This is a genomic window from Cellulomonas iranensis NBRC 101100 = JCM 18110, from assembly GCF_001552375.1.
Classification (GTDB): Bacteria; Actinomycetota; Actinomycetes; order Actinomycetales; family Cellulomonadaceae; genus Cellulomonas; species Cellulomonas iranensis.
Genome location: NZ_BCRB01000043.1, coordinates 24,388 through 31,557 on the forward strand (window position 1 = coordinate 24,388; position 7,170 = coordinate 31,557).

The following is a 7,170-nucleotide window of genomic DNA, read 5'->3' on the forward strand; positions in this document are numbered from 1 at the left end:
GCGTCGCGGCCGCCCGGCGTGCGGGGCACCGGTGCGGGCCGCAGACTGCAGCGATGAGCGACGAGCGTCCCGACCTCCCGCCCGGGACCGCCCCCGAGGCCGACCTCGCGCCGACGCCCGTCGCGACGACGCTGCCGGGGCTCGTGCCCGGCACGGGCCCCGACGGCCGCCCGCGGCCCGACGCGCCGCTCGTGGCGGTCACGGGCGTCACCGGGTACGTCGGCGGTCGCCTCGTGCCTGAGCTGCTCGCCGCGGGGTACCGCGTGCGCGCGCTCGCGCGTCACCCCGAGCGGCTGCGCGGCCGTCCCTGGTACGACCAGGTCGAGGCCGTGCGCGCCGACGCGTCCGACCCCGAGCAGATCCGCGCCGCGCTCGACGGCGCCGACGTCGCGTACTACCTCATCCACTCGCTGGGCACGGGCCGGTCGTTCGAGCAGCGCGACCGGCACACCGCGCTCGTGTTCGGGCAGGCCGCCCGCGAGGCGGGAGTCGGGCGCATCGTGTACCTCGGCGGGCTGCACCCCGAGGGCGAGGAGCTGTCGCCGCACCTGGCGTCGCGCACCGAGGTGGGCGAGATCCTGCTCGCGTCGGGCGTGCCGACCACCGTGCTGCGCGCCGCGGTGATCCTCGGCTCGGGTTCCGCGTCGTTCGAGATGATGCGGTACCTCACCGAGCGGCTGCCGGCGATGACCGTGCCGAAGTGGGTGTCCAACCGCATCCAGCCCGTCGCGATCCGCGACGTGCTGCGCTACCTCGTCGGCTCGGCGGCGATGCCGGCGGACGTCTCGCGCGCGTTCGACATCGGCGGCCCCGAGGTGCTCACGTACCGCGACATGATGCAGCGGTACGCGCGCATCGCGGGCCTGCCGCCGCGCGTCATCGTGCCCGTGCCCGTGCTGTCGCCGCGACTGTCGAGCCTGTGGGTCTCGCTGGTCACGCCCGTGCCGGGCGGGCTCGCGCGGCCGCTCGTGGAGTCGCTCGTGCACGAGGTCGTGTGCGACGAGCACGACGTCGCCGCGTACGTGCCCGACCCGCCCGAGGGTCTGATCGGCTTCGACCGCGCGGTGCGCCTCGCGCTCGCGCGCGTGCGCGGTGCGAGCGTCGCGACCCGGTGGTCGTCCGCCGCGGCGCCCGGGGCGCCGAGCGACCCGCTGCCGTCCGACCCCGACTGGGCCGGCGGCTCGCTGTACGTCGACGAGCGGCGCGTGCGCGTCGACGCCTCCCCCGCGGCGCTGTGGCGCGTCGTCGAGGCCGTGGGCGGCGAGCGCGGCTGGTACTCGTGGTCGCTCGCGTGGCGCGTGCGCGGCCTGCTCGACCGCGTGGTCGGCGGCCCCGGGCTGCGGCGGGGGCGCCGCGACCCCGCGCGGCTGCTCGTCGACGACGCGGTGGACTTCTGGCGCGTCGAGGAGATCCGGCCGGGGCGGCTGCTGCGGCTGCGCGCCGAGATGCGGCTGCCCGGGCTCGCGTGGCTCGAGCTGCGCGTCGAGCCGGACGACGACGCGGCCGCGGACGACGACGGCGCGGGCCCCTGGGACCCCGAGCAGTGGCGCCGCCCGCCGGTGGTCTTCGCGCAGCGCGCGCTGTTCCACCCGCACGGCCTCGCCGGCCAGCTCTACTGGTGGGCCGTGTACCCGTTCCACGGCGTGGTGTTCGGCGGCATGCAGCGCAACGTCGCGCGGGCCGCCGAGCGCGCCGAGCGCGCGCGCCGCGACCGCGGGGGCGCGGAGCCGGGCGTCACGCGCGACGGCGCATGACCACGGGCTCCTCGAGGTACGGCTCCCAGACGGCACGCTCGTCCGCCGTCAGCCGGCGCGGCGCACCCGTCGCGGTGTCCACCAGCACGATCGTCGTGACGGCCTTCGCGAACACGGTCGCGCCGGGCGTCGTCGTCGGCGCGTCCCGCACCTCGTAGCAGACGTCGAGGCTCGCGCCGCCCAGGTGCCCGATCCACAGCTCGATGACGACGGGCGCGCGCCGGTACGGCAGCGGCCGCACGTACTGGATCTCCTGGCGCGCGACGAGCGTCGACGTGAGCGCACCGGGCCCGGCGTCGAGCACCGCGGTGGGCCGCCCGCCGTCGGCCGGCGTGCCGTCGGGGGCGTCGGGGTGGCGCCAGAACACCTCGATGCGCGCCTCCTCCAGCAGGCGCAGCATCTCGACGTTGTTGACGTGCGCGTACGCGTCCATGTCGGACCAGCGCAGCTGCACCGGCACCTCGATCCTCGCCATGCCCGTCCCCTCGTCGCTCCCACGCCGGCACCACCGCGTGCCCCCGGCCCGGCCATCCTCGCGCGGGACGCGACGCCGCGGGAAATCGGTGGCCGCGCACACCCGGCCCCCGCCAGGGTGGTCGCCATGAGCAGCACCACCACGTGGCGGGTCGAGGACGCCCCGCGCACGCCGAGCGACCCCGCCCACCCCGACGCGTGGGCCGTGCAGGCCCTGTGCGACATCGACCAAGCGCGCCAGCACGCGCTGCACGGCTGGACCGACCTGTGGGCGCCGCTCGTGGTGCGCGTGCCGATCCTGCTGTCGGACGACTACGGGACGAAGCTCGTGGCCGTCGCGCTGGCACCCGACGCACCCGCGAGCCCCGGTGCCGACGACGTCCTCGGCGTGGGTGTCGTCGTGCTGCCGCACGCCGACAACACGCACGTCGCGCACGTCGACGTCGCGGTCCGGCCCGGGCACGAGGGCCAGGGCATCGGCACGGCGCTGCTGCGTCACGTCGAGGAGGTCGCCGCGGCGCACGACCGCACGTCGCTGCTGGCCTGGACGACGCACGCACCCGAGCCGCCGCCCGGACCGGGCGCGCTCGAGGCGCCGACCGGCGAGGGCCGCGTGCCGGCCGACGCGCACGCCGTGCGGTTCGCGCAGCGCCACGGCTACGTGCTCGAGCAGGTCGCCCGGCACTCCGTCCTGACCCTGCCGGGCGACGAGGACGCGCGCGCCGCGCTCCTCGCCGACGCGCGTGCCGCCGCCGGCCCCGACTACCGCACGCACACGTGGTGGGACACCGTGCCCGACGCGTGGCTCCCGGCGCTGGCGGTGCTGTGGACCCGCATGAGCACGGACGCGCCGAACGCGGGCTACGACACCGAGGAGGAGCGCTGGGACGCCGAGCGGGTGCGCCACCACCTGCTGACGCGCGCGCAGCGCCACCAGCGCGTGCTGCTCACGGCCGCCGAGCACGTGCCGACCGGGACGCTCGCGGCGTTCACGGTGCTCGAGGTGCCCGTGCCGGACGTGCCGTTCGGGTTCCAGGAGGACACGCTCGTGCTGCGCGAGCACCGCGGTCGGCGGCTCGGCATGCTCGTCAAGGCCGTCAACCTCGACGCGTACACCGCCTGGCGACCCGGCGAGCGCCGCCTGCACACGTGGAACGCGCAGGAGAACGCCCACATGCTCGCGATCAACGTCGCGCTCGGGTACGCGCCGCAGGCGGTCAGCGCGGGGTGGCAGCGGCGCACGACGTGACGTGCCGGGCGCCGTGAGGTCTCAGGCCGCGGCCCTGAGCGCGGCCCCGCGGCACGCCGCGAGCGCGTCGGTCTCGGCCGCGAGCGGCGCGAGCACGAGCCGCTCCGCGACGTCGGCGACGGCCGCGCGCAGGCGCCGCGCGGCCGCCCCCGCGCGCCGTCGGGCACCGAGACGCGCGCCGATCGACCCGAGCAGCGCGAGCAGCACCCCGCCGACCAGACCGCCCAGCAGCAGCGCGGTCGGGGCGGGCAGCGGACCCCACACGGGCGTGACCGGCTCCGGCAGCCGCAGGTAGGCCAGCAGCGCGAGCCCGCCCAGCCACAGCGCGCCCGCGACCGCCGCGGCGAGCAGCAGCGCGTGCAGCGCGCCCACGGCACGCCACCAGCGGGCCGGTGCGGGCGGGAGCAGCGGCGTGCGCGCCACCGCGTGGTCGAGCGCGTCCGGCAGCGCCGCCACGTCGACGCGGGCGCGCGCCGCGAGCACCCACGCGTCCGGCGCACCCGCCAGCGCCGCGTCGACGTGGTCCCGCACCGCCGTCGCGGCGGCGGCCCGCTGCGCGGCGCCCGCGGGCGGCAGCGACGTGCGGGACACCTCCGCCTCGGCCGCCGGCCGCGGTTCCAGGTGCAGGCGCCGCAACGGGTCCGGACGCAGCCGCGCGAGCCACCGCACGGGCGGCCAGCCGACGTGCGCGCCTGCCCTGCGGACCGCGGAGCGCCGCACGGCGTCGACCACGGTGGGGACCCCGGCCGCGGCCGCGAGCGCGTCGACCAGACCGTCCGCGACGACCGCGCGGGGTCGCCGCGACGCGGCGGGTCCGCACGCGTCGGCGACCTCCCGGGCCGCGGCGCGCAGGTCCGCGCCGAACCGCCGGGTCGTCGACTCCCGACGCTCGGCCGCGACCCGCACGAGGTCGCGCAACGCGTCCACGCCGTCACCCGTGCGTGCCGAGGTCGCGAGCACGCGCGCCCGCGGCAGACCGTCCGCCGCCGCGAGGCGCGCCAGGTCGGCGAGCACCGCGTCCCGCTCGCCCGCCCCCAGCCGGTCGGCCTGGTTGAGCACGAGGACCACGACGTCGTCGCGCCCCGCGAGCGCACGCAGGTAGCCCTCGTGCAGCGCGGCGTCGGCGTACTTCTGCGGGTCGACGACCCACACCAGCAGGTCAGCCCGCGCGACCAGCCGGTCCGCGCGCTCGCGGTGCTCGACGACCACCGAGTCGTGGTCGGGCAGGTCGAGCAGCACGAGCCCGGCGGGCAGGCCCGGCCCCGCCGCGACGGCGTGCCGCCGCGCGACCTCGAGCCAGTCGAGCAGCGGGCCGGGGTCGCCCCCGCCCGGCGGCGACCCGACGACGACGGCGGACGGGTGCGACGTCGTCGGTCGGCGCACGCCCGTGCCGGCGAGGTCGGCGCCCGCGAGCGCGTTGAGCAGGCTCGACTTCCCCGAGCCCGTCGCGCCCGCGAGCGCGACGACCGTGTGCTCGCCCGACAGGCCCGCGCGCTCGCGCACGCGCGAGAGCAGCGCGCGCGGTGCGTCCGTGACGGTCGGCGGCAGCCGGTCGCCCGCGGCGTCGAGGGCGGCGGCGAGCGCGTCCGCGCGCTGCGCGAGGGTCGGGCTCACGCGTCGCCCCCGGGCGTGCCGTCGGACGCGTCGCCGTCGGCGGCGTCGCGGGTCGGGGCGTCGCGGTTCGGGGCGTCGCGCGTCTCGCGCCCGCGGGTGCCGTCGCCGCGAGCCGCGTCGCGCTCGCTCGTGCGACGACCGAGCAGGCGGCGCCAGAAGCCCGCACGCGGTGCGACGTCCGCGGCCACGGCCTCGGTCCGTCGTCCCCCGACCTGGGCACCGCCGCGCGACGGCACGGCGACGGCCGACCCCGCCCCACGCAACGTGCCGCCACCGGTCGCCGGCGCCCCCGCGCCGGGCGCCCGTGCCGCTCGCTCGTCGCGCGCGGCGCGCTCGACCCCCCGCGTGGCGGTGCGCACCGTCGCACCGGACGCGTCACGCGTGCCGAGCGCGTCGAGCTGCGCGGTGTACCGCTCGGCCTCGGCCCGCAGCAGCGCGTCCACGCGCACGTCCAGCCGCTCGCGCGCGAGCGCCGTGAGCCGTCGCACCGCGTCGTCGCCGAACACGGCCTCGAGCAGCTTCTGCGCGACCACGGCCGTACCGCCGGCGATCCCGACCTCGACGCCCGTCAGGCCGCCCGTGGACGCGAACGCGAGCACCATGAGGCTCACGCCCGCCGCGTTGACGCCGAACGACAGGTAGCGGGCCGTACCGCGCCGTTGCGCGCCCTGCTCCCGGACCAGGTCGAGCACGTCGGCCTGCCAGCAGCGGACCTCGGCGTCGACCTGCGCGCGCAGCGTCGCGGACGCGCGCGACAGGTCGAGGTCCGGCAGCAGCGCGGCACCCGCCGCGTCCCCGCGCCACGCGGCGTGCGCGCGCACCGCTGCCGCGTCCGCGGCGTCGACGACGACCGCGCCGAGCCCGTGCGCGATGGCCTGCTCGACGCGCGGCGCCGGGGCCGGGCGGCCGCGCAGCACGCGCGCGAGGGCGTCGCGTGCGCGGCCCACGCCGTGCTCGACGGAGCGCAGCAGGTCACCCGTGCCGACGAGCTCCTGCCAGCGGTCGAGCACCTCGCCGCGCAGCATCGCCCCGTCGGAGGTCGCGGCGCGCACCTGCGCGGCCGCGTCGTCGTACGCGCCCGCGACGGCGGCGCGCAGCCGCGCGTCGGTCGCCGCCTGCCGGTCGGCCTCGTCGGCGAGCGCGTCGGCGCGTCGCACGAGGTCGTCGACGACGCCGTCGCGCGTCGCGGTCGCGACGCGGTCGCGCGCGTCGGCGTCCGCACCCAGGTCGGTGAGCCACCGCGCGACCGGGGCCACCGCGGTCTCGGGCAGCAGACCGTCGGGGGTGACCGACTCCGGGACGGCGAACAGGGGCGCCGCGGCGAGGTCGTGCTCGTCCATGAGGCGACGCAGGTCGTCGACCACCTCGTCCGTGCCGGGGTCGAGGCGGGAGACGACGAGCGCGACCTGCGCGTGGCGCTGCGCCGCGCGGTGCAGCAGGTCCCACGGCACGGCGTCGGCGTAGCGCGCACCGGTGGTGACGAACAGCCAGAGGTCCGCCGCGTCCAGCAGCTGCACGGCGAGCCGACGGTTCTCGGCGTCCACCGAGTCGACGTCCGGCGCGTCGAGCAGCGCGAGACCGCGGGGCAAGGTTGGCGACGCCACGAGCCGGAGGGCACGCCCGCCGGCGTCCCGTGCGTCGTCGACGGCTCCCGCGCCCGTGTGCGCGGTCACGCGGGCGAGCCCGGGCAGGACGCGGTCGGTCGAGAACCACCGCGCGTCGAGCGGGTGGTGCACGAGCACGGGTGCGCGCGTCGTGGGGCGCAGGACGCCCGGTGCGGAGACCGGCTCCCCGAGGAGCGAGTTCACCAGCGTGGACTTGCCTGCGCCGGTCGAGCCGCCCACGACGACGAGCAGGGGCGCGTCCTGCGCCCGCAGGCGCGGCAGCAGGTAGTCGTCGAGCTGTGCGAGGACCGCGGCGCGCTCGGCGCGCGCGGCGTCGACTCCCGGTGCGTCGAGCGCGAGGACGAGCGCACCGAGCCGGGTGCGCAGCGTCTCGAGCGCGGCGACGAGCGCCGCCGCCCCGGTCGGTGGCGCGTCGGCGGGCGCGGCCACCCCGGTCGGCGGCGCGTCGGCGGGC

Annotated in this window: 5 protein-coding genes; 2 read left to right on the forward strand and 3 right to left on the reverse strand. The window is 78.7% G+C overall.

The window, feature by feature from the left end; genetic code table 11:
• Nucleotides 1–53: 53 nt before the first annotated feature.
• A complete protein-coding gene (locus tag CS2_RS10540) occupies nucleotides 54–1,754 on the forward strand; it encodes an SDR family oxidoreductase (protein ID WP_070319957.1) in 1,701 nt (566 codons plus the stop codon).
• On the opposite strand, the gene CS2_RS10545 is transcribed toward CS2_RS10540, so the two are convergent.
• Nucleotides 1,735–2,229: an acyl-CoA thioesterase gene (locus CS2_RS10545; RefSeq protein WP_046528017.1), complete on the reverse strand. Its 495-nt coding sequence runs from the start codon at nucleotides 2,227–2,229 to the stop codon at nucleotides 1,735–1,737. The genes CS2_RS10540 and CS2_RS10545 overlap by 20 nt on opposite strands.
• A gap of 126 nt (nucleotides 2,230–2,355) precedes the next feature.
• On the opposite strand from CS2_RS10545, the gene CS2_RS10550 reads away from it, so the two are divergent.
• On the forward strand, nucleotides 2,356–3,477 hold the full coding sequence (locus tag CS2_RS10550) for a GNAT family N-acetyltransferase (RefSeq protein ID WP_070319958.1): 1,122 nt from the start codon (nucleotides 2,356–2,358) through the stop codon (nucleotides 3,475–3,477).
• 21 nt (nucleotides 3,478–3,498) lie between these two features.
• Here the strand turns inward: CS2_RS10550 and CS2_RS10555 are convergent, their stop codons facing one another.
• Nucleotides 3,499–5,091: a GTPase family protein gene (locus CS2_RS10555; RefSeq protein ID WP_070319959.1), complete on the reverse strand. Its 1,593-nt coding sequence runs from the start codon at nucleotides 5,089–5,091 to the stop codon at nucleotides 3,499–3,501.
• Nucleotides 5,088–7,170 (reverse strand): dynamin family protein (locus tag CS2_RS10560; RefSeq protein WP_439951184.1); only part of this gene is annotated, 2,083 nt, incomplete at its 5' end. The genes CS2_RS10555 and CS2_RS10560, both read right to left, overlap by 4 nt.

What these genes read in the sequence shown, in the direction of transcription:
- CS2_RS10540 (WP_070319957.1), top strand. Translation starts at nt 54, where the DNA reads ATGAGCGACGAGCGTCCCGACCTCCCGCCCGGGACCGCCCCCGAGGCC.
- CS2_RS10545 (WP_046528017.1), bottom strand. Translation starts at nt 2,229, where the DNA reads ATGGCGAGGATCGAGGTGCCGGTGCAGCTGCGCTGGTCCGACATGGAC.
- CS2_RS10550 (WP_070319958.1), top strand. Translation starts at nt 2,356, where the DNA reads ATGAGCAGCACCACCACGTGGCGGGTCGAGGACGCCCCGCGCACGCCG.